16 protein-coding genes are annotated in these 22,291 nt (G+C 71.0%); 9 read left to right on the top strand and 7 right to left on the bottom strand.

The genetic code is table 11. From position 1 onward, the window contains the following. Positions 1–129: 129 nt before the first annotated feature. Positions 130–2,370: a transglycosylase domain-containing protein gene (locus tag ACFV3R_RS20755; protein WP_385584851.1), complete on the bottom strand. Its 2,241-nt coding sequence runs from the start codon at positions 2,368–2,370 to the stop codon at positions 130–132. Between the two features lie 322 nt (positions 2,371–2,692). Between ACFV3R_RS20755 and ACFV3R_RS20750 the strand changes: the two genes are divergently transcribed. Together ACFV3R_RS20750 and ACFV3R_RS20745 are read left to right on the top strand one after the other, a co-directional pair. Beyond that, positions 2,693–3,595, top strand: coding sequence for an SPFH domain-containing protein (locus ACFV3R_RS20750; RefSeq protein WP_385584865.1), 903 nt, complete (start codon positions 2,693–2,695; stop codon positions 3,593–3,595). After that, positions 3,592–3,846, top strand: a complete 255-nt coding sequence (locus tag ACFV3R_RS20745) for a hypothetical protein (RefSeq protein WP_385584848.1) — start codon at positions 3,592–3,594, stop codon at positions 3,844–3,846. The genes ACFV3R_RS20750 and ACFV3R_RS20745 overlap by 4 nt, the downstream gene beginning before the upstream one ends. Positions 3,847–3,934: 88 nt before the next feature. On the opposite strand, the gene ACFV3R_RS20740 is transcribed toward ACFV3R_RS20745, so the two are convergent. After that, complete coding sequence (locus ACFV3R_RS20740) at positions 3,935–4,906, bottom strand: hydrogen peroxide-inducible genes activator (RefSeq protein WP_385584845.1); 972 nt, start codon at positions 4,904–4,906, stop codon at positions 3,935–3,937. 687 nt (positions 4,907–5,593) lie between these two features. Between ACFV3R_RS20740 and ACFV3R_RS20735 the strand changes: the two genes are divergently transcribed. Both ACFV3R_RS20735 and ACFV3R_RS20730 read left to right on the top strand, forming a co-directional pair. After that, a complete protein-coding gene (locus ACFV3R_RS20735) occupies positions 5,594–6,148 on the top strand; it encodes a peroxiredoxin (RefSeq protein WP_385584842.1) in 555 nt (184 codons plus the stop codon). Between the two features lie 5 nt (positions 6,149–6,153). Further along, positions 6,154–6,687: an alkyl hydroperoxide reductase gene (locus ACFV3R_RS20730; RefSeq protein ID WP_385584839.1), complete on the top strand. Its 534-nt coding sequence runs from the start codon at positions 6,154–6,156 to the stop codon at positions 6,685–6,687. Positions 6,688–6,779: 92 nt separating this feature from the next. Here the strand turns inward: ACFV3R_RS20730 and ACFV3R_RS20725 are convergent, their stop codons facing one another. The 4 genes from ACFV3R_RS20725 to ACFV3R_RS20710 all read right to left on the bottom strand — a co-directional run bounded on the left by ACFV3R_RS20725 (position 6,780) and on the right by ACFV3R_RS20710 (position 12,517). Then, complete coding sequence (locus ACFV3R_RS20725; protein ID WP_385584863.1) at positions 6,780–8,375, bottom strand: AI-2E family transporter; 1,596 nt, start codon at positions 8,373–8,375, stop codon at positions 6,780–6,782. A gap of 301 nt (positions 8,376–8,676) precedes the next feature. Continuing rightward, entirely contained in the window at positions 8,677–9,372 is a 696-nt protein-coding gene (locus tag ACFV3R_RS20720; protein WP_385584835.1) for a transglycosylase SLT domain-containing protein, read from the bottom strand. Positions 9,373–9,826: 454 nt separating this feature from the next. After that, positions 9,827–11,149: a PhoH family protein gene (locus ACFV3R_RS20715; RefSeq protein ID WP_385584831.1), complete on the bottom strand. Its 1,323-nt coding sequence runs from the start codon at positions 11,147–11,149 to the stop codon at positions 9,827–9,829. Between the two features lie 570 nt (positions 11,150–11,719). Further along, positions 11,720–12,517, bottom strand: a complete 798-nt coding sequence (locus ACFV3R_RS20710; protein WP_385584828.1) for an isoprenyl transferase — start codon at positions 12,515–12,517, stop codon at positions 11,720–11,722. Positions 12,518–12,641: 124 nt separating this feature from the next. On the opposite strand from ACFV3R_RS20710, the gene mgrA reads away from it, so the two are divergent. Further along, the gene (mgrA, locus tag ACFV3R_RS20705; protein ID WP_385584825.1) at positions 12,642–13,679 is read left to right on the top strand and encodes an L-glyceraldehyde 3-phosphate reductase; all 1,038 of its coding nucleotides are present in this window, start codon (positions 12,642–12,644) and stop codon (positions 13,677–13,679) included. 414 nt (positions 13,680–14,093) lie between these two features. Here the strand turns inward: mgrA and ACFV3R_RS20700 are convergent, their stop codons facing one another. Beyond that, the gene (locus ACFV3R_RS20700; RefSeq protein WP_385584822.1) at positions 14,094–14,576 is read right to left on the bottom strand and encodes a prepilin peptidase; all 483 of its coding nucleotides are present in this window, start codon (positions 14,574–14,576) and stop codon (positions 14,094–14,096) included. A gap of 781 nt (positions 14,577–15,357) precedes the next feature. On the opposite strand from ACFV3R_RS20700, the gene ACFV3R_RS20695 reads away from it, so the two are divergent. The 4 genes from ACFV3R_RS20695 to ACFV3R_RS20680 all read left to right on the top strand — a co-directional run bounded on the left by ACFV3R_RS20695 (position 15,358) and on the right by ACFV3R_RS20680 (position 22,283). Then, complete coding sequence (locus tag ACFV3R_RS20695) at positions 15,358–15,726, top strand: DUF192 domain-containing protein (protein ID WP_385584819.1); 369 nt, start codon at positions 15,358–15,360, stop codon at positions 15,724–15,726. A 578-nt stretch (positions 15,727–16,304) separates the two neighbouring features. Next, positions 16,305–16,769, top strand: coding sequence for an SseB family protein (locus ACFV3R_RS20690; protein WP_385584816.1), 465 nt, complete (start codon positions 16,305–16,307; stop codon positions 16,767–16,769). A 1-nt stretch (position 16,770) separates the two neighbouring features. Further along, entirely contained in the window at positions 16,771–17,394 is a 624-nt protein-coding gene (locus tag ACFV3R_RS20685; RefSeq protein ID WP_385584813.1) for a hypothetical protein, read from the top strand. Beyond that, entirely contained in the window at positions 17,394–22,283 is a 4,890-nt protein-coding gene (locus tag ACFV3R_RS20680) for a putative T7SS-secreted protein (protein ID WP_385584810.1), read from the top strand. Before ACFV3R_RS20685 ends, ACFV3R_RS20680 begins: the two co-directional genes overlap by 1 nt. The last annotated feature ends 8 nt before the right edge of the window (positions 22,284–22,291 follow it).

Raw genomic sequence — 22,291 nt, 5'->3', positions numbered from 1 at the left:
AGCTTCCTGCGGCCCTGAGCCACCGTCCGGGTCTTGCGGACCTCGAACATCGCACCCCTTGAACTGGGGTGTTGCGACGATCGCTAGAACTCAAGTCTCCTCGCCTGCGGGGGCCTTCCGCTGCCGCTGCTACCGCCTGGGGGTCTCGCCGCCCAGTTGCGGGCCCAGCCCGTCGTCCTGGTCGCCCTGCCCGCCGCCCGGCAGCCCGCCGGAGTCCTCGGGGTCGGGCGGGGAGGCGGAGTCGCTCGGGGTGGGGCCGCTGGGCCCGCCGCTGGGCCCGGAGGCGGTGTCGCTCGGCGTGGGCGGGGCCTCACTGGTGTGGGTGGGGCTCGGCGGCGAGGACGGCGGGGTCGGCGTGATGGACGGCGAGGGCGGGGCCGAGGGCACGACGCCGGCACCCATGTCGGTGTCCAGGTCGAACTTCTCGCCCAGCCGGCTGCCCAGCGCGGACTGCGTGTAGGAGGCCCACACCGTCGCCGGGTAGCCACCACCGTTGACACGCCCGCCGCCGCCGGTGCCCTTGAGCGTCACCTGCTTGCCGCCGGCCGTCATGTCCTCGCCGAACATGCCGACCGAGGTGACCAGGGACGGGGTGTAGCCGGTGAACCAGGCCGACTTGTTGTCGTCGGAGGTGCCGGTCTTGCCCGCCGCGTGGTACGAGGCGTCGCGCACCGCCTCCGAGGCGGTGCCGTCGTCGACCACGCCGGTCAGTACGGAGGTGACGGTGTCGGCGGTGTGCCGGTCCAGGACCTGGTCGCCGATGGGGTCGGGGAGGTCGAAGGCCCCGTCGGGGCCCTTGGCCTGGGCGACGATGCTCGGGGTGACCTTCCGCCCGTGGTTGTCGAAGGTGGCGTAGACCCCGGCCATCTGCATCGGGCTGGCCGTCATGGACCCGAGGGTCATGGCGGGGGTGGCCTGGATGTGGTCGCCGTCCATGCCGAGCTTCACGGCCGTCTTCTTCAGCTCGTCCAGGCCGACGTCGGCGCCCATCTGCGCGAAGACGGCGTTGACGGAGTTGTCCATGGCCGTCTGGACGGAGATGTTGCCGTAGTCGTGCTCGTCCTCGTTGGGCGGCGCGAAGGCGACGCTGGTCCCCTTGACCGGGCGCCGGTTGGAGCCGTCGTAGATGGTGGCCGGAGTGATCTCCTTGCCGTCCTGGGTGTGCGCCCCGTTCTCCATCGCGGCGGCCAGGATGACGGGCTTGAAGGTGGAGGCCGGCTGGTAGTCGGCGCGGGTGGCGTTGCTGACAGCGTGAGTGGCGAAGTCGCTGCCGCCGTACAGGGCCAGGACCTTGCCCGTCTTGGGGTCCACCGACACGGCACCGAGCTGGGCGTGGGCGTCCACTGCGCGCTTCTTCGGGTCGAGGTCCGCGGTGAGCTTGTCGTGGACCGCCTTCTCCAGCTTCTTCTGCCGTTTGGGGTCGATGTTGAGGGTGATGTCCCAACCGCCCCTCTCCAACGACGCCTCGTCGACGCCGTCGCGGACGAGTTCGCGCTTGGCGGCGTCGATGAAGTAGCCGGTCTCACCGCTCTGGCCGGCCGGCGGCTTGGGCTTCATGGGAGGGTCGAAGACCTGGGCCTCACGCTGCTTGTGCGTGATCCAGCCCATCTCCTCCATGTTGTTCAGCGTGTACGCCCACCGCTGCTTGACCAGCTTCTGCCCGGTCTTGGAGGCCACCGCCCAGTCGTACTCACTGGGAGCCTGCATCAGCGAGGCGAGGTAGGCGCCCTGGCTGATGGTGAGCTTTTCGACGTCCACGCGGTAGTAGGCCTGCGCCGCCGCCTGGATGCCGGAGGCGCTGCGACCGAAGTAGCTGGTGTTGAGGTAGCCCTCCAGGATCTGGTCCTTGGTCTTCTCCTTGCCCAGCTTCAGGGAGATGATGATCTCGCGCAGCTTGCGGTCGACCGTCTGGTTCTGCGTGAGGTAGTAGTTCTTCACGTACTGCTGGGTGAGGGTCGAACCACCCTGTGCACCCTTGCCCATGAGGGTGTTGAGGATGCCGCGCGCGGTGCCCTTCAGGTCCACGCCCGAGTCCTGGTAGAAGGTCTTGTTCTCAGCGGCGACGAAGGCGAGTTGCACCTTCCTGGGCACGCGGTCCAGGTGGACGTCCTGCCGGTTGGTCCCCGCACGGGCCAGCACCTTGCCGTTGGGCAGGCGGTAGACACTGCTCTGCGCGGTCGCCTCCTTGTTGGCGCCGTCCGGGATCTGCACGTGGGCGTAGAGGATCAGGAACCCGGCGATGCCCAGCAGGCAGACGCCCAGGAAGGCGCCCAGCCACAGCTTCCAGGAGAAGAGCCGCCGTATGCCGCGCTTCCTCTTGGCCTTGCGCGCTCCCCGCTTGCGCGCCTTCCTCGCGTCCGCTCGGCCCATCGCTTCCCGCCACTCCAGTCGTTCCGCCCCCAGCACACACCAGCACACGAAATTAACGCCTCGAGGTCACCGCCTTGTCACGGAACCCGGTTTTTGCCGACGTGACAAACAGCACCCCGAATGTCGGGAACCAACCGAAGCTCAGGCGCACCCCCTTGCGGGCCTCTGCGGAACCGCGCTTAAATAGCTATCACTTTGCTGCATGCACAGAAGCATGCACCGGACGGAACGGGGTGGCGGAATGAGTGGAACACCAGGCGGGGACCGTGAGCCGAACGGCCCGGCGGGGGCGGCGGAGGGCGCCGACGTCGACGCGCCGGACATGCCGGCGCCGCAGGTGCGGGAGACCACCGCGCACAGCATCGGCGGCGGCCTGGGCCTGCTGCTGACGATCCTCGGCACGCTGGTGGGGCTGGGCCTCATCATCGGTGGTGGCGTGCTGAGTTCGCACGGCCCCGGCGGCCTGGCGGCGGCCATGATCTTGGTCGGCATCCTGCTGATGGTGGTGTCGCTGTTCTGCATGACGGGCGTCAAGATGGTCGCGCCGGGTGAGGCCCGGGTCATCCAGCTCTTCGGCCGGTACGTCGGCACCCTGCGCATCGACGGCCTGCGGTGGGTGAACCCCTTCACCAGCGCCACCAAGATCTCCACCAGGGTCCGCAACCACGAGACCAACGTCCTGAAGGTCAACGACGCCTACGGCAACCCGATCGAGCTGGCGGCGATCGTGGTGTGGAAGGTGGAGGACACCGCCCAGGCGATGTTCGAGGTCGACGACTTCCTGGAGTTCGTCGCCACCCAGACCGAGGCCGCGGTCCGCCACATCGCCATCGAGTACCCCTACGACTCGCACGACGACGGCGGCCTCTCGCTGCGCGGCAACGCGGAGGAGATCACCGAGAAGCTGGCGGCGGAGCTGACCGTGCGGGTCCAGGCGGCCGGCGTGACCATCATCGAGTCCCGCTTCAGCCACCTTGCCTACGCCCCGGAGATCGCCTCGGCCATGCTCCAGCGCCAGCAGGCCGGTGCGGTCGTGGCGGCCCGCCGGCAGATCGTCGAGGGCGCCGTCGGCATGGTGGAGCAGGCGTTGGATCGCATCAGCGAGCAGGGCATCGTGGAACTGGACGAGGAGCGGAAGGCGGCCATGGTCTCCAACCTGATGGTGGTGCTGTGCGGTGACCGCGCCGCACAGCCCGTCCTGAACACGGGCTCCCTCTACCAGTGACGGACGGGGAGGGGTCGGACGCCCCCGGGGCGGACCGGCGACGGCCGCGGCAGCGCCGGCAGGTGCTGCTGCGGCTCGACCCGTCCGTCCACGACGCACTGGCCCGCTGGGCGGCGGACGAACTGCGCAGCACCAACGCGCAGGTGGAGTACCTGCTGCGGCAGGCGCTCGCCGCCGCCGGCCGGCTGCCCAAGGACGCCGGGGCCCTGCCCCGCCGTGGCCGACCGCCCCGCGCCCCCGAGGGGGACTGAGCCCTCTCCCGCCGGGGCGCCCACCGGGAGCGGCAGCCCACCGGTCCCCTCCGGTGCGCCCCCGGCCGGGCCCGGGGCGCGGGCGGCCTCACTCCACGACGCGGACCGGCAGTGCCCGCAGGGCCTCCCGCAGCGCCGCGGCCAGTTCCTCGTACTCGGCCCGCCGTGCGGTCCCCGACCGCATCGCCAGGGCGATCCGGCGGGCCGGGGCCGGGTCGGCGAAGGAGCCGGTGGCGAGCGCGTCCGTGCGGGCGGTCTCCACCCGCACCGCCGTCCGCGGCAGCAGGGTCACCCCGAGCCCGCCGGCCACCAGCTGCACCAGCGTCGAGAGGCCGGCGGCGCTCGTCGTCACCGGCGCCCCCTCCTCGCGGCCGGCCTCGCGGCAGACGTCCAGCGCCTGGTCCCGCAGGCAGTGGCCCTCGTCGAGCAGGAGGAGGTCCAGCTCGCGCAGGGCGCTGCGCGGTATGTCGTCCCGCCCGCCCAGGGCGTGGCCGCGCGGCGCGACCAGTACGAAGTCCTCGTCGAAGAGCGGCAGTTCCGTGACGTTCGGCACGCCGAGCGGGACGGCCAGGAGCAGCAGGTCGAGCCTGCCGTGGGCGAGGCCGTCCAGCAGTGAGGCGGTCTGCTCCTCGTGGACCTGGAGGTCGAGGGCCGGGTAGGTCTCGTGGACCAGCCGGAGCACGCTGGGCAGCAGGTAGGGCGCGACGGTGGGGATCACTCCCAGCCGCAGCACGCCGGTGAAGGGGGCCCGGGCGGCCTCCGCCTCGTCCATCAGGTCGCCGACCGTCTCCAGGACCGTCCGGGCGCGGACGGCGATCCGCTCCCCCGCCGAGGTCAGCAGCACCCGCCGGGTGGTGCGCTCGACGAGCCGCACCCCGAGCGCCTCCTCCAGCGCGGAGACCGCTCCGGACAGCGCGGGCTGGCTCATGCCGATCTCGGCCGCGGCCTCCCGGAAGTGGAGGTGCTCGGCGACCGCGGTGAAGGCGCGAAGCTGCGACAGGCTGGGCTGCCGCGGCCGTCCGCTGCCCGCCTGCTGGGGCAGGGCGAGGGGCGAGACCACTGCTTACGTACCTTTCGTTCGACCGCCGCCAGCGTAACCGGACAGCGGGACCCGCCCGCGTGCGTCGGGTCACACCCCGACTGCCATGACCTGCGGAAGCGGGCACCAAGGCAGGGCCGGGGGCGTGCCGGAGGCGGGCGCCAGGGCAGGGGCGGGGGCGTGCCGGAGGCGGGCCCCGGCGGGCGCCCGCGTCCCGAGGGCCCGGAAGGATGCCCTCGTCGCGAAGGCGCCGGGCGGGATAACCGGTGTCGCGAGGACTCCGGCAGACGGCCGCCGCAGCGGTGGGCCCGGGCGGGGAGGCCCGCGGGAGGCAGTCGGCGCCTGCCCCACTCCGGGAGGGTCTCGGCCCCGGGACCGCACCGCGCTTCGTCGCTCTCAGCGACCGCCCACCCTTCCCGTTGGCCTCACAGCGAGTAGCAGTAGCGGAACTGATCCATCCGGTAGCCGAGTCTCCCCGTCCCGGGCGGCCCTGGCCCACACCCCGGCCGTTTCCGCATGATGTACCTCACGATGCCCTGCTGGCCTGCGTGTCTGTCCGTGTGGTGTGATGCCCCGGCCTCCCGGAGGGTGCACGAGGATTGATCGGGCCCCCTTATCAAGACTCTCCGACTGATCGATTTCTCCACATGATCCCCCTATGGCACTGTTACTGAAGTCCAACCCCTCATGTGCATGGAGGAACCTTCAGTGCTCACTGTCGGTGACAAGTTCCCCGAGTTCGACCTGACCGCCTGCGTCTCGCTGGAGAAGGGCTCGGAGTTCGAGCAGATCAACCACAAGACCTACGAAGGCAAGTGGAAGATCGTCTTCGCGTGGCCGAAGGACTTCACCTTCGTCTGCCCGACCGAGATCGCCGCGTTCGGCAAGCTGAACGAGGAGTTCGCCGACCGCGACGCGCAGATCCTCGGCTTCTCCGGTGACTCCGAGTTCGTGCACCACGCCTGGCGCAAGGACCACCCGGACCTGACCGACCTGCCCTTCCCGATGATGGCCGACTCCAAGCACGAGCTCATGCGTGCCCTCGGCATCGAGGGCGAGGACGGCTTCGCGCAGCGCGCCGTCTTCATCGTCGACCAGAACAACGAGATCCAGTTCACCATGGTGACCGCCGGCTCCGTCGGCCGTAACCCCAAGGAGGTCCTGCGGGTGCTCGACGCCCTGCAGACTGACGAGCTGTGCCCGTGCAACTGGAGCAAGGGCGAGGAGACCCTCGACCCGGTCGCGCTGCTGGCTGGTGAGTGATCACCATGGCACTCGATGACCTGAAGTCCGCGGTTCCGGACTACGCCAAGGACCTCAAGCTGAACCTCGGTTCGGTGATCGGCAACAGCGAGCTGCCGCAGCAGCAGCTCTGGGGCACGGTCCTGGCCTGCGCGATCGCCTCGCGGTCGCCCAAGGTCCTGCGTGAGCTGGAGCCCGACGCCAAGACCAACCTCTCGCCCGAGGCGTACACGGCCGCCAAGTCGGCCGCCGCCATCATGGCGATGAACAACGTCTTCTACCGCACCCGTCACCTGCTCTCGGACCCGGAGTACGGGACCATGCGGGCCGGCCTGCGGATGAACGTGATGGCCAACCCCGGTGTCGACAAGGTCGACTTCGAGCTGTGGTCGCTCGCCGTCTCCGCGATCAACGGCTGCGGCCAGTGCCTGGACTCGCACGAGCAGGTCCTGCGCAAGGCCGGTGTCGACCGCGAGACGATCCAGGAGGCCTTCAAGGTCGCGTCGGTCATCCAGGCCGTCGCCGCCACCCTGGACGCCGAGGCGGCTCTCGCCGACTGACGTCCGCGCTCCACATGTCGATGGGCCCTCCCGCCTGGCGGGAGGGCCCATCGGCGTTTCCACGGCCGGGGCACCGGCCGTGGCCGAAACCCCTACTCCTCGTCCCCCTGCGGAAGGCCTCCGCCGTGCGGCGCGCCGTCGGGGAGGGCCGAGCCCACCAGCCGGGCCGCGGCCTGCCTCTCGCTGTAGGACCGCAGGTAGCCGACGACGGTGTTGGTGACGGCGACCAGCGGCACCGCCACGACCGCGCCGCCGATCCCGCCGATGAGACCGCCGGCGGCCACCGAGAGGATCACCGCGAGCGGGTGGACGCGGACGGCCCGTCCCAGGATGAACGGCTGGAGGACGTGGCCCTCGATCTGCTGCACCGCCAGCACCACCACCAGCACCATCAGCGCGGTGAACACGCCCTGGGTCACCAGCGCGACCACGCAGGCCAGCGCACCGGAGACCACCGCGCCCACCAGCGGGATGAACGCGAACAGGAAGATGAACACGGCCAGCGGGACGGCCAGCGGCACGTCGAGGAAGTACAGCCCGATGCCGATGAAGATCGCGTCGATGAGGGCGACCAGCACCGTGCCGCGCACGTAGGAGGTCAGGGTGCGCCAGGCGCGGGGGCCGGCACCGGCCACGCCCTCCCGTGCGGCGGCGGGCACGAGCTTGAGCGTCCACTCCCAGATCTTCCGGCCGTCGTAGAGGAGGAAGAGGGTGGTGAACATCGCCAGCAGGATGCCGGTGAGCATCTCGATGACGACGGTGACGCCCTCCAGCCCGGCGGTGGTGATCTCCTGCGTGTTGGAGCCGATGGCGTCCTGGAGGTTGGACGCGATGTCGTTGATCTGGTCCTCGGTGACGTGGAACGGGCTCTTGAGCAGCCAGCCCTTGAGCTCGTTGATGCCGTCCTGCACCCGCTCGGACACGGTGTCGAGGTTGTCCATGACCTGCCAGACGACGAACCATCCGACGAGTCCCAGGATCACGAAGCCACCGATGAAGGTGAGGGCGGTGGCGATGCCGCGGGGGGTGCCGCGGCTGCGCAGCCAGGCGACGGTCGGCTGGAGCAGCGCGGTGATCAGGAGCGCCGCGACGAAGGCCAGGACGACGAGCTGGATCTGGGTGATGACGTTCGCCAGCACCCACAGCGTTCCGGCGAGCACCAGCAACCGCCAGCCGGCTTCGGCCGCGACCCGGATGCCCCACGGCACGGCGGACGTCGGGTCGGGCCGGGCGGCTATCGCCGGGGCGTAGCGGGGCGGTGCGGGGACCGAGAGGGAGGCGTCCGGGTCTGCGGGGGCGGACCGCCTGCCCCGGCCAGGCTTGGCGGTCCGGGCGCCGGGGAGGTTCCCCCCGGGGGCGGAACGCTGCCTGCTGCCTGCGGGCCGTTCGCTGCCCGCGGCGCCGTCCGGGACGTCCTCGGGGGCGGCACCGGTGGTCCGGCCGTCCTCGTGCGGGGCTTGCGCGCCGGTGGCGGAGGTCGTGTCGGTGAGGGCGCCCGGGCCGGGAGCGGCGGGCGGGGCCCCGGCAGCCGGGTCCTCGGCGACCGGCCCGTGGGCGACCGGCTCTCCGGCTCCGGGCTCCTCGGCCACCGCCGTGCCGGGTCCGGCTGCGGGCGCTGCTGCCGGAGGAATCCGCGGCGCCTCGGTCGGGGGTGCGGGCGGCGGGGCGTGGGACGGCCGGGGCGGCACCGGAACCGTGCGGCCCGTGTCGGCCGGCCCGAAGTCTCTGAGCTCTGGCGGGTCGACGGCGGCTGCGGCGGCCTCGGCGCGGCGCCGCTGGTCCTCCATGCGCTGCGACAGCCGCGTCAGACCGGCCCCCAGCTCGCCGACCCAATGTGGCAGGTTGGACATGCGTGTTCCCTCTCCCCCGCTCCCGGACGTCGTCTCCACGTTACCGGTGCGGCGCACGCCAAACCCCCGGCCCTGGGAACGGACCGGGGGTGAGGGCGGTGCGAGGCGGCGGGACGGCGGTCCCGGGCCGGCGGCAGGCTCAGTAGTTGCCGTTCGCCTGCCAGTAGGACCAGGCGTCGCAGGGGCTGCCGTAGCGCTGGTTCATGTAGTTCAGGCCCCACTTGATCTGCGTGGCCGGGTTGGTCTGCCAGTCGGCGCCGGCGGAGGCCATCTTCGAGCCCGGCAGCGCCTGGACGAGGCCGTAGGCGCCGGAGGAGGCGTTGACCGCCCGGTAGTTCCAGCCGGACTCGTGGCTCACGATGTTGCTGAAGCACTGGAACTGGCCGGAGGGAACCATCTGCCGTGCGATGGCCTGGGTCTCCGCGATGCTGTACGAGGCCTGGACGGAGAAGGAGCTCGCGTCCCGCGTGGCGGACCGGCTGGCCTCCTTGTCCTTGCGCTCCTGCTCGGCCTTCCGCGCCGCTTCCTCCGCCGCGTCCTTCTTGTCCTTCGCGGTCTGGGCTGCAGCCTTGCGTGCGGACTCCTGCGCCGACTTCAGCGAGGCCACCTGGGCCTGGTCGGACGCGTCGTCCGCCTGCTGCGTCAGGGACGCGGTCTGGACCTGGGCCTGTTGGCCCGTGGGGATGTCGGCGATCGTCGCGTCGGCGGTGACGTCGGCTGCCGCGGTGGTGGCCGCGCCCTGCTCACTGCCCGACGCGACGCCGACGACGGCGCCGACGGTGGTGACCGCGGTGGCAGAGGCCACTGCGAATCCCCGGACCGAGATCCGGCTCACACGTATTCCTTCCAGCATCGCCCGCGAAGCGTGACCGGCGCGGACGCAATCGTGCCCCTGGCACTGGCCTCCGCTGGGTCCGTCGTCGTGGTGCGGTGACGACGGCTGGTCACGGGAGGCGCTGACCCGGTCACGTCCCCTCAAGGGTCCGCGAGATACTTCGGGCGGCACACGGCGAACGCTTTTTAGTTGGTGTTCGTACCCCCCGGACGAGTCCGGGGCGTCCCCTAGGGGACATGGATGCCGTATGCGGGGCCTGACAGGACCCAGACTCTGCCGTAGCCCCGCGTCCGGTGGCAATTCCGTGTCGCGTGGGAAAGGTCACACGCCGTTTGGCGGTGGGTGATTCGCGGAAAGGGGGGCGTGAATGGGCGCCGCCCGGCTAGGCTCTTCGGCCCGCTCGGACGGCGCCCGGGGATCACGTTGACGGAAGGTCAGCTTCCGTTTCGCCGGCTCACACCCGGCCGTCCTCCAGCATCTCGGTGACCAGCGCCGCGATGGGCGAGCGCTCCGAACGCGTCAGCGTCACGTGGGCGAAGAGCGGGTGCCCCTTGAGCTTCTCCACCACCGCCACCACGCCGTCGTACCGACCGACCCGCAGGTTGTCCCGCTGCGCCACGTCGTGGGTGAGGACCACCCGCGAGTCGGCGCCGATGCGGGAGAGGACGGTCAGCAGGACGTTGCGCTCCAGGGACTGCGCCTCGTCGACGATGACGTAGGCGTCGTGCAGCGAGCGCCCCCTGATGTGGGTGAGGGGCAGGACCTCCAGCATGCCGCGGGCCACCACCTCCTCGATGACCTCGCTGGAGGTCACCGCGGAGAGTGTGTCGAAGACCGCCTGCGCCCAGGGCCCCATCTTCTCGGCCTCGGTACCCGGCAGGTAGCCGAGTTCCTGCCCGCCCACCGCGTAGAGCGGACGGAAGACCATCACCTTGCGGTGCTGCTGCCGCTCCAGCACCGCCTCCAGGCCCGCGCACAGCGCCAGTGCCGACTTGCCGGTGCCGGCCCGGCCGCCCAGCGAGACGATTCCGACCTCCGGGTCGAGGAGCAGGTCCAGCGCCACGCGCTGCTCGGCGCTGCGGCCGCGGATGCCGAACGCCTCCCGGTCGCCGCGCACCAGCCGCACCTCGCCCGCCTCGGTGACCCGGCCCAGCGCCCTGCCCCGCTCCGACTGGAGCACCAGGCCGGTGTGGACCGGGAGTTCGGCGGCCTGGGGCAGGTGGACGCTCTCCTGCGCGAAGAGCTCGTCGACCTGCTCGGCGGGGACGGTCAGCTCCGACATCCCCGTCCAGCCGGAGTCGGTGATGGCGAGCTCGGCCCGGTACTCCTCGGCGAGGAGGCCGACGGAGGACGCCTTGATGCGCAGCGGCAGGTCCTTGGAGACGACCGTGACGTCGTACCCCTCGGCCTGGAGGTTGCGTGCCACCGCGAGGATGCGCGAGTCGTTGTCGCCGAGGCGGAAGCCGGCGGGCAGCACGGAGGGGTCGGAGTGGTTGAGCTCCACCCGCAGGGAGCCGCCGAGGTCACCGAGGGGGATGGGGGTGTCGAGCCTCCCGAAGCGGACACGGTAGTCGTCGAGGTGGCGCAGCGCCTGGCGGGCGAAGTAGCCGAGTTCCGGGTGGTGCCTCTTGGCCTCCAGCTCGGTCACCACCACTACGGGGAGCACCACCTCGTGCTCGTCGAAGCGGTTCATGGCGGACGGATCCGCCAGCAGGACGCTGGTGTCGAGGACGTACGTGCGCCGGTCGTCTGGGCGGCGCTGCTTGCTGTTCACCACGGGTGGACGAACCCCCTCGGATGAGGTCGGGTGCGACGGCGTCGCGGGGAAAGGGACCGGGCTCGGCCCGAGCGAGGGCCGAACGCCGGCCCTCTCGCGGGGCCCGTGCGGTTCGCACGGGGGTCCGTGATGCGCAAGGGGCCTCCCGGGCGGACGGCCCCATGCCGCCCGCTGCCGATGCGGCATCCGTGCGGACCACCTGTCTGCGGCCCGTCCCGGACGCCGATCTGGCTGAGATATTCCCCTCTGAGACCGCACCCATGCGTTGGCATATGACACACCGTGGGTGAACTCGCGGTGACGGGCGAGCGGGGAGCCCCGTAGGGGTGATGTCGCCGGGCGCAGGGGTGAGACGCCGGAGGGCCGGTCACTGCCTGCGACTTCGCCGCCGGGCGGCCGACGGGCCCGTGCGGGCCGGGCACTGCGGCGCACTTTTCGTCCGATGCGGTGGGTGAGGGCACCGCCGTTCGGCGGGGACCGCCGGCGGCCGGGGGGACGCTCCCGACGGCGGGGGCGCGGGGAGGGTCAGCGGCCCCCGCCGCCCCGGGGGGGCGGCCGCCGTGACGGGGGTCAGCCGCCGTAGCGGCGGTGGCGGATCGCGTAGTCGCGCAGGGCTCTCAGGAAGTCGACCTTGCGGAAGGCCGGCCAGAAGACCTCGCAGAAGTAGTACTCCGAGTGGGCGCTCTGCCAGAGCATGAAGCCCGACAGCCGCTGCTCGCCGCTGGTGCGGATGATGAGGTCCGGGTCGGGCTGGCCCCGGGTGTAGAGGTGCTCGGCGATGAGGTCGATGTCGACGAGTTCGGCCAGCTCCTCGAAGGAGGTGCCGCGCTCGGCGTGGTCCAGCAGCAGCGAGCGCACCGCGTCGGCGATCTCCTGGCGGCCGCCGTAGCCGACGCCGACGTTCACCCAGACGCCCTTGACTTCGCGGGTGGCCTCCTCTGCGTCCTTCAGCACCCGCTGGGTGTGGTCGGGCAGCAGGTCGAGGTTGCCGACGTGGTGGACCCGCCAGCGGCCGTCGGCGGCCAGGCCGCGCACGGTGTTCTCGATGATGCCGAGGAGGGGCTTCAGCTCCTCCTCGGGACGGTCGAAGTTGTCCGTGGAGAGCATCCAGAGGGTGACGACCTCGACCTGGGTCTCGTCACACCACCCGAGCAGTTCGGCGATCTTGTCGGCGCCTGCCTGGTGGCCCTGCTCGGTGGTCCGGCCGTCCGCACGCGCCCAGCGGCGGTTGCCGTCGAGGATCACGCCGATGTGCTTGGGGGCGCGGTCGACGTCCAGCCGCCCCTCGACCCGGCGCGCGTACAGCCTGTAGACAAGGTCGCGTACCGCGGGGGGATAGGGAATGTGCAGCCCCGACGTTCGCAGCATGTGTAGTCCAGCCCCTCCGTGCCCTGTGGCGGTCGCCCCCCGTCGCCTCACCGGTCAAACCTTACGGCGCCGGGGGCGTGACGTCCCAATCCGGCCTGTCACAGGCTCGTGATAAGCAGTGGGGATGATCGATCCTTCTCCCTACCTTGCGGCGGAATCGCGCTACGACTCCATGACGTACCGCCGTACCGGTCGCAGTGGCCTGAAACTCCCCGCCATCTCGCTCGGCCTCTGGCACAACTTCGGCGACGACCGTGCGCTCCAGACGCAGCGCGCCATCCTGCGCCGCGCCTTCGACCTGGGCGTCACCCACTTCGACCTGGCCAACAACTACGGGCCGCCGCCGGGCTCCGCCGAGCTGAACTTCGGCAAGATCTTCGCCCAGGATTTCCGTCGTCACCGCGACGAATTGGTGCTCTCGACGAAGGCCGGATACCTGATGCACCCCGGCCCCTACGGTGAATGGGGTTCGCGGAAATACCTGCTCTCGTCACTCGACGCGTCACTGGCCCGAATGGGCGTTGATTACGTCGACATCTTCTACTCGCACCGTTTTGACCCCGAAACGCCGCTGGAGGAGACGATGGGCGCGCTGGCGTCCGCCGTCCAGCAGGGGAAGGCGCTGTACGTCGGCATCTCCTCCTACTCCTCCTCGCAGACCCGCGAGGCGGCCCGCATCCTGCGCGAGATGGGGGTGCGCCCACTGATCCACCAGCCCTCGTACTCCATGATCAACCGCTGGACGGAGGACGACGGGCTGCTGGACACCCTGGAGGCGGCGGGCATGGGGTGCATCTCCTTCGCCCCGCTCGCCCAGGGCCTGCTCACCGACAAGTACCTCGACGGCATCCCCGAGGGTTCTCGCGCCTCCCAGGGCAAGTCGCTCGACCCGGGTCTGCTGTCCGAGGACGTCGTGCGGCGGCTGCGGGGGCTCAACGAGATCGCCCTCCGGCGCGGCCAGTCCCTCGCCCAGCTCGCCCTGACCTGGGTGCTGCGCGACCCGCGTATGACCTCGGCCCTCATCGGCGCCAGCAGCGTCGGCCAGCTCGAGGCCAACGTGGCCGCGCTCGGCGGCCCGGCGCTCACCGACGAGGAGATCACCGAGATCGACCAGTACGCCCTTTCGACCGAGGGCGTGAACATCTGGGCCCGACGCAGCTGATCCGTGTGACCGCCTGCGCGCCGCGCCGGGCAACGGGGGCGGGGGGGACGGGCAGCCTGGGGCGTGCCGGGGCGGGAGGCTCGGGGCACGCCTGTGGCGGGCGTTTCCGGGAGGCGGGAGGTCCGGGGCGGGCGGCCTGGTGCGCGGGCGGGCCAGGAGGAGCTGGGCAGGCAGGCCCTGAGGAGCTGGGCGGGGCGGCGCCGGGCCGGTCGGGTGGGCGTCGTCGGGGCGGCCTGCTGCCGGGACGGGTCACCGGCAGAAGCCCGGACGGGGGCACCGGCAGAAAAAAAGCGGGCCGGTCCGTGGGGGGATACGGACCGGCCCGAGGGGGGGTTTCCACCTTAACCCCGCCGAGGGGGTGCTCGGTGCACGCTTCGACGAAACGGCGTGGCGCAGGTCACCCTTCCGGCCGCATCACCGCCCGGCGGCCGCCCCGAGGAGCACCCCGAGGAAGGCCCCGGCAAGCAGGAACGGGCCGAAGGCCATCGTGGTCGGGGTGGCGTCACCGCTGGTCCGACGTGTGAGCAGCACCACCGTCCCGTAGAGCCCGCCCAGCAGGAGCCCGGCGAACGCCCCGAGGAACAGGACGTCCCAGCCGTACCACCCGAGAGGGACCCCCAGGGCACACGCCAGCTTGACGTCGCCGAGCCCCATCCCGCCGGGGTTCACCAGGTGCAGCACTCCGTAGAACCCGCCGAGGACCAGACCGCCCACCAGTGCTCCGGTCCAGGAGCCGCCGGGCCGGGGCAGCAGGGCGCACAGCCCGAGGAGGGCGAGGAGGCCCCCCGTCAGCGGCAGCGTCACCACGTCCGGCAGTCGGCGGGCCCGGACGTCCACGACCCCGAGCACCACCCCGACCGGCACCGCCAGCACCCAGACGACCGCCTCGGGCCGCACCCCCGCCGCCCACCCCACGAGGGCACACAGGCCGGCAGTGAGGACGGGGAGCCCTCGGCCGCGCCCGACGGACGGAGCCGGCGCGGTGGGGTGCCCGGCCGCAGGCGCCGAACCTCCGGCCGGCTCGCCGGGAGAGGCCCCGGCGTCTCGGGCAGGTGAGCTCCCGGCCTCTCCGCGAGCCGAGGTCCCGGCTTCCGCTTGAGGCGAGGTCCCGGCCGTCTCGCCGGCGGAGGTTCCGGCTCTCGCCTCCGGCGAGGCTTCGGCCGACGCCTCTGGCAGGGTTCCGTCCTCCGCCACGGGGTGCGGCGGCACGGGATCGCCCACTGGGCGCGGCCGTGTCTGGTCGCCGACGGGGCTCGGCGATATCGGGTCGCTGACGGGGCTAGGTCGTGTCGGGTCGCCGACGAGGCTCGGCGGTATCGGGTCGCCGACGGGGCTCGGTCGTATCGGGTCGCCGCAGCGTCTGCATCGCTCCGGGCCGAGCCAACCGCGCAGGCCGGGCCGGTACAGGTGGCCGCCGGGGCAGGCGGTGCGCCACGGTGCGCCCGACGGCACGCTCAACCGGTGCGCCGCTCGCCGGCAGAGCAGCCCGGCGAGCGCACCGAAGAGGGCGGCGAGAAGGGTCGTAGGGACGACCGCGGCATGGATGGTCACGGACCGAGCGTAGGACGGTCCGGGCGACGCCGCCCTGAGCCTGTGGACAACTCCGTTTCCCCCACCGGTTTTCCACAGCGATCGCCCGACCGTCGCATCGTCGAACGTGGTCCTGTAGAACGTCGTCATGCGACGCCGAACCGAACGCATCCGATGGCGGGACGGCCACGGCACCCTGGTGGTGGCCGGCCGCGAGCAGCCCCTGGAGATCGCCGCGTCCTACCGTGCGCGAACCCGCGGCCTGTTGGGCCGGGACGGAGTGGCGGGGGCGTTGCTCCTCACCCCGGCCGCGAGCGTCCACACCCTCCGTATGCGCTTCGCCATCGACGTGGCCTACCTGACGCGCGACCTGACGGTCCTCTCGGTCCGCACGATGCGCCCCTGGCGTCTGGGCCTCCCCCGCTTGCGTGCCCGTCATGTTCTGGAGGCGGAGGCCGGCGCCATGGCCGCGTGGGGCCTGGGCGCCGGCCTCCGGGTCACGGTCAGCGCCGCCTGACCGTACGGCGTCCGCCCGACCCACCACGGGACCGGCGGTCTCCGTGCAGCACGGCACCGTCGTCGCGTGGCCAGCTGGTGGCCTGTCTCCCCTGCCGCCGACCCGGCCTCCCCATGGCAGGAGCAGGCAGGCAGCCCAAGTGATGCGCTTCCAGCTGAGAGCGCACGAACGGTGCGGAAACGACCATAGGGCACATAACCCCCATATGTACGATCTTCCGGGCCCTCGGGCTTTGGACTCCGGCCTCAGCACCCGCTCAGACAGGCGCCGACCCGCTGTTTCCGGGGATGCGCCGCCCCTTCACCGCTTCACCCTCGCACCCTCTCGCGCGTGTCGTGTCGAGATAAGTAGGCGTCAACCTCGCTGCACAGGCCACCCGTTGGTGAGTCCTACTGCCGACAGCCGACCGGGCGAGCCATGGAGGTCCCCACCGGCGCCACCTCGCACAACACAGCTGACGACCCCACCGCCTCGTTGTCAGTGGTCCTCATAACATTGAGACAAGTACTTTCTTTGCGAAATTCTGTGCGGTGATCACAGCGATCACGGTGAGGACGCGACACGGGGGGCGAGGCGACATGTCGTTGGGCGAGGAACTGGCCTACCTGCACGGCGGCGTGGGCGATCCACGCGCGGTGCTGGGTGAGTTCCGGCGCACCCCTGTGCTGGTCCTCACCACCGATGAAGGTCTGGTGTCCTCGGAACTGGGCGGAATTCGCTGGTTGTTCGCCTTCACGGACGAAGACGCCCTGTCGCGCTTCGCGCTCGCTCGGGGCAGCAGCCAGGGCCAACGCTGGGAGTACCTCCGGATGAGAGGTGCGCGACTGCTCGACGTTGTGGTGCCCCAGGCGGGCGGCCCTGCCGGGGTGGCTCTGGACTCGGGCAGCGACCACGGGTTCCTCTTCCCACCCGTGCCCGGCGTGGTGCCCGAGGCCGCAGCCCTGGATTTGTCGACCGACTCGGTTCCCCTGGCCACCACACCCCCGCCCCGCACCACGCCCGACCGCACCGGCACGACCGGCATGAGCCGCGAGGAGCGCTGACATGGCCGCACACGGCAGGTACCAGGTCGACCCGGAGATCCTGGAGCGCGTCACCAAGGGCATCAACGCCACTCTCTCGGAGTTGAAAGAACTCGGCATCGACTCGCAGGCCGAGGCGGGGCGCGGCTTCAGCTCACTGTCCATGACCGGCATGCAGGTCGGGCACGCCGGCCTGGCCTCGGACTTCTCCACCTTCTGCGACCGGTGGGAGTGGGGTGTGCGCGCCCTGGTATCCGAGGCCAACACCCTGGCCTACAAACTGAAGCTGAACGCCGGCGCGTACCACGAGGAGGAGCAGTACGTCTCCAGCGCCCTGAAGAACGTGGCGAGCAACGCCCTGGGCGGCGACCCCTCCCTCTCCGCCGAGGACGTGCGGAAGAAGTCGTGGTCGGAGATCGGCTCGGAGAACGTCCTCTCGGACGTCCGGCACGCCGACTTCGACATCACCTCCCAGGCGTCACTGGACAAGGGTGAGCAGATGAAGGAGGCCTGGCAGAACACCTACGACGGGCTCTCCAGCTCCCCGTTCGCCGAGGCACCCACCGCCGTGGCCGAGAAGCTGACCGGTCTCCCGCTCGATTCGAGGCGCTTCGATGCAGCCGATCAGGACAAGGGGGACAGCTGATGGGGCTCGGGGACTTCGTCGACTCGGTCGGTGACGCCTTCGACTCGGGGGTGCACGCCATCGGGGACGGCGTCGGCAAGGGTGTCCAGTGGACCACGGACAAGGCCGCCGACGGCCTGGACGCCCTGGGAGCGGACGGCGCCGCCGATCACGTCCGCTCCGCGGGGGAGACGGTGGCCGACCACCTCGGCGCCGAGGTGGCGGAGCGGGGCCTCGACGAGAGCGACGACCCGAAGGAACTGGTGCACGGTGACGTCTCCCAGCTCCACGAGACGGTCTCGCACCTGAAGGACTTCCGCGAAGCGCTCGAACAGGTGGGGCAGAACCTCCGCAAACTGGACACCGGAGACTGGCAGGGCGAGGCGGCCGACCGCTTCCGCGAGAAGTACGAGAACCACCCCAAGAAGTGGCTGTACGCGGCGGATGCCTGCGGCGACGCGGGCAAAGCGCTGGAGAAGTACGCCCACACCGTCTCCTGGGCACAGCAGCAGGCTCGCGAGGCCATCGAGGAGTACGCGGAAGGCCGGCGCGCCACGGCACACGCCAAGCAGGCCTACGATCACCGGATCGCGGCCTTCGAAGCCGACTGCCGCGCCTACGACGAGCAGTCGCGCAGCGGTGCCACCGACCTGGGGATGCCACCGGCGGACCCGGGCGACTTCCACGACACCGGTCAGGCCAAGCGCGACGCGGCACAGCACCGGCTGGACTCCGCCCGCCGCCAGCGTGACGAGGCCGCGGAGACGGCCCAGCACGCGGTGCGCACAGCCCTGGAACACGCACCGGACCCCTCCCGGGCCGCCCGGATCGCCATGGACCTCGCGGACGCCGGTCAGGAGACCGGTGTCTCGCTCCTGCACCTGGGCGGCGGCGCCCTGCGCGCCGCCAACGACACGATCCGGCTCGCCCGCACGGTGAACCCGCTGGACCCCTACAACCTGACGCATCCCTTCCAGTTCGGTGGCAACGTCGCCACCACGCTTGCCGGTCTGACCAACACCGTCCTGCACCCGGGCAGCCTCCCCAAGGCCGTGATCGGGACGGGCTGGGGGCACGACCCGCAGGACGCCACCGGCGCGTTGATCTTCAACCTCGTCGGCGAGAAGGGTCTCGGGGCGGTGGGGAGGACGGTCGCTCGCGCGGGCGCCCGGGAGGCCGGCGAGTCGGCTGCCCGCAACGCCCTGCGGCGATCGGGTCTGCGTGACACCGGCCGGGACTTCGACTGCAAGCGACTCGGACTTGAACCGGTGGACCTCGCCACCGGCCGCATGATCCTCCCGCAGACCGACGTCACCCTGCCCGGCGCTCCCCCGCTCGTCTTCTCCCGCACCTTCGAGTCCTCCTACCGCGCCGGCGGCTGGTTCGGCCCGACCTGGTCCAGCACCGTCGACCAGCGCCTGGACATCGACGCGGAAGGTGTCGTCCTGGTGGGCGAGAGCGGCCAGTTGCTGGCCTACCCCCACCCGGCCGTGGGTGTCCCGACCACTCCGCCGACCGGGTCCCGCCGCTCCCTGGAGATCACCGAGGACGGCGACTACGTCCTGACCGACCCCGCCGACGGCACCCGCTGGTACTACACGCTCCACAGCGAGGGGCGGGCGCTGCTGGACGAGGTCTCCGACCGCCACGGCAACCACATCACCTTCGACTACGACCAGGAAACCGGCGCTCCCCAGGCCGTCACCCACAGCGGCGGGTACAGACTGCTGCTGACCATCGATCCCGAGCTGGGCCGCGTCACCGAGCTCCGTCTGGCCACCGGTGACACCGCAGGCGAGACCCAGCTTCTGCGCACCTACGCATACGACGAGAACGGCCACCTCACCACCGTCACCAACGCCGTCGGCGCGGTCCTCCACTTCAGTTGTGACGTGCAGGGCCGCATCATCTCCTGGACGGACAGCAACGACAGCCACTTCACGTTCGTCTACGACGAGCAGGACCGGTGCACCAGCCAGGGCGGCGCCGCGGGCCACCTGCGTGCCGAACTCCACTTCGGCGAGCGGGACCCCGAGACGGGCCTGCACACCACGGTCACCTTCGACAGCTTCGGCGCCCGGACCGTCCACCACGTCGACGACGACCTCAACGTCGTCGCCGTCACCGACCCCACCGGCGCCACCACCCGTACCACCTACGACCGTCACGACCAGGTCACCTCCACCACCGACCCGCTCGGCCGCACCACCCGGTACACCTACGACGAGGCCGGCCACCTCACCGCCGTCCAGTTGCCCGACGGTTCCACCTCGACCAGCACCTACGACGCGGACGGCCGCCCCACCACCACGACCGGTCCCGAGGGTTCGACCTGGCGGCAGGAGTACGACGAGCACGGCAACCTGACCGCCGTCACCGACCCGGCAGGCGCCACCACCCGGTACACGTACGACTCCCGCGGGCGGGTCGCTGCCGTCACCAACCCACTCGGTGAGACCACCCTCCTGGACTGCGACGCGGCGGGTCTCCCCCGCACCGTCACCGACCCGCTCGGCCACCGCACCTCCTACCTCCGTGACGCCTTCGGCCGCGTCACGGCCGTCACCGACCCGACCGGCGCGACGAACCGCTTCACCTGGACGCCCGAGGGAAAGCTCGCGACCCGCATCGACCCCACCGGCGCCACCGAGTCCTGGACATACGACGGCGAGGGCAACCGCCTCACCCACACCGACGCACTGGGACAGACCACCTACTTCGAGTACACCCACTTCGACCTGCTCACCGCCCGTACCGACCCCGACGGCACCCGCCACGAGTTCACCCACGACTCCGAGCTGCGCCTCACCCGCGTCACCAACCCGCAGGGGCTGTGCTGGGAGTACTCCTTCGACGCCGCGGGCCGCCTGGTCTCCGAGTCCGACTTCGACGACCGGGTGCTCGCCTACAGCCATGACGCTGCGGGCCACCTGATATCGCGGACCAACGCGCTGGGCGAGACCACGACTTTCCGGCACGACGTGCTGGGGCGCGTGGTGGAGAAGGACGCCGCGGGAAAGCCGACCTCGTACGCCTACGACACCGCCGGCCGCCTGCTGCGTGTCGCCAATCCCGACGCCGTCGTCGAATACGCCTACGACGTACTGGGACGCGCCACGGCGGAGACCGTCAACGGCCGGACCCTCACGAGGACACTGGACGCGCTCGGACGACCCACCAGCCGCACCACCCCTGCCGGACACCGCACCGTCTACACCTACGACGCGGCCGGCAACCGCACCTCCCTGACCGCAGCGGGGCGCACCCTCTCCTCAGCACACGACGCCGCCGGCCGCGAGACCACCCGAGCGCTCGGGGACGCCGCCACGCTGAGTCAGGTGTGGGACCCGGCGGGACGGCTCACGTCCCAGTCACTGTTCGGGGCGTCGACGCCCGAGACCTCGGGTCCCGCCCCGCTCCACCCTCTCCAGCAGCGCACCTACGGCTACCGGCCCGACGGCCACCTCGTCTCCCTCCACGACCATCTCGCCGGCCGCACGCGCAGGTTCGCACTCGACCGGGCCGGCCGCGTCACCGGAGTCCAGGCCGAGGGGTGGACGGAGTCCTACGCCTACGACACCGCCGGAAACCAGGTCCAAGCCGACTGGCCCGCCAAGCATCCCGGCGCCACGGCACGCGGCGACCGCAGCTACGAGGGGACCCGCATTCTCCGGGCGGGCGGAGTGCGCTACGAGTACGACGCGCTGGGCCGCACCACCCTGCGCCAGAAGACCCGCCTCTCCCGTAAGCCGGACACCTGGCGCTACACCTGGGACACGGAGGACCGTCTCACCTCGGTCACCACTCCGGACGGCACGGAGTGGCGGTACCTGTACGACCCGCTCGGGCGGCGGATCGCGAAGCTGCGGATGGCCGGCAGCGGAGAGGCCGACGGAGCCCGTGAGTACGTGGAGCGGACGGACTTCACGTGGGACGGGGTGACGGTCACCGAGCAGGTCACGCACGCTCTGGGAGCGACACACGCGGTCGCGTTGTCGTGGGACTACGACGGTCTGGCGCCGGTGGCGCAGACGGAGCGGAAGGTCGCGGGGACGGGGCTTTGCGAGGCCGGGACGAGTGCCGGGGGCGCCGTGGCGTCGGCCACCGTCGGCGCCGACGATGTCGCCCTCGACCCGATGGGGGTGGCGCTCCCGAAGGATGCAGCGCAGGCACCTCAAAGCACCATCGACGAACGCTTCTTCGCCATCGTCACCGACCTCATAGGCACCCCCACCGAACTCGTCACCGAATCGGGCGACATCGCCTGGCACACCCGCACCACCCTCTGGGGCAACACCACCTGGAACCGCGACGCCACGGCGTACACACCGCTGCGCTTCCCCGGGCAGTACTTCGACCCCGAGAGCGAGTTGCACTACAACTACTTCCGGTACTACGAGCCGGGGGTGGGGCGGTACCTTTCGGGGGATCCGTTGGGGTTGGCGGCTGGTCATAACCCGACTGCTTACCCCGGGAATCCCCTGTCGTACACCGACCCACTGGGGTTGGCGCCAGACTGTGCAGCAGCACGCAGGAGCGCCCAAAAGGTAATCGATCGGGCTTCGGAGGGAAAGCGTCGACTGGCCGGAAATTATCATGGTCATCTATCGCAAGAACGCGAACTGGAGATCCTCTCGAGGCCGGATGCGGTATACAAGTCAACCGGATCGGCAGGGCGCCTGATATACAGACAGGGCGAGGATATTGTCATTACAGAGGGGAAAGGCAGCAAGGCCGGGAATTTGATCACAAGCTACGGCCCGTCCGGCCCGCGCATGGAAAGCGGCGCAAAGGCACTTGGAGGGTCACCTAGCGACCCGGGCCTACCGGTTACGCATGACGACATAGTTAAAGGTCGAATCCCTGCCCCAGGCGGAACAACCCTACCTCCAGCGCCGCAAATTCTCTAAAAGACAAG

This window comes from Streptomyces sp. NPDC059740 (assembly GCF_042733155.1).
GTDB lineage: Bacteria > Actinomycetota > Actinomycetes > Streptomycetales > Streptomycetaceae > Streptomyces.
The sequence above is the reverse complement of the archived record's forward strand: the minus strand, read 5'-3'. Positions and strand labels throughout refer to the sequence as shown.

What these genes read in the sequence shown, in the direction of transcription:
- ACFV3R_RS20755 (WP_385584851.1), bottom strand. Translation starts at nt 2,370, where the DNA reads ATGGGCCGAGCGGACGCGAGGAAGGCGCGCAAGCGGGGAGCGCGCAAG.
- ACFV3R_RS20750 (WP_385584865.1), top strand. Translation starts at nt 2,693, where the DNA reads ATGCCGGCGCCGCAGGTGCGGGAGACCACCGCGCACAGCATCGGCGGC.
- ACFV3R_RS20730 (WP_385584839.1), top strand. Translation starts at nt 6,154, where the DNA reads ATGGCACTCGATGACCTGAAGTCCGCGGTTCCGGACTACGCCAAGGAC.
- ACFV3R_RS20710 (WP_385584828.1), bottom strand. Translation starts at nt 12,517, where the DNA reads ATGCTGCGAACGTCGGGGCTGCACATTCCCTATCCCCCCGCGGTACGC.
- mgrA (WP_385584825.1), top strand. Translation starts at nt 12,642, where the DNA reads ATGATCGATCCTTCTCCCTACCTTGCGGCGGAATCGCGCTACGACTCC.
- ACFV3R_RS20695 (WP_385584819.1), top strand. Translation starts at nt 15,358, where the DNA reads ATGCGACGCCGAACCGAACGCATCCGATGGCGGGACGGCCACGGCACC.
- ACFV3R_RS20690 (WP_385584816.1), top strand. Translation starts at nt 16,305, where the DNA reads ATGTCGTTGGGCGAGGAACTGGCCTACCTGCACGGCGGCGTGGGCGAT.
- ACFV3R_RS20685 (WP_385584813.1), top strand. Translation starts at nt 16,771, where the DNA reads ATGGCCGCACACGGCAGGTACCAGGTCGACCCGGAGATCCTGGAGCGC.
- ACFV3R_RS20680 (WP_385584810.1), top strand. Translation starts at nt 17,394, where the DNA reads ATGGGGCTCGGGGACTTCGTCGACTCGGTCGGTGACGCCTTCGACTCG.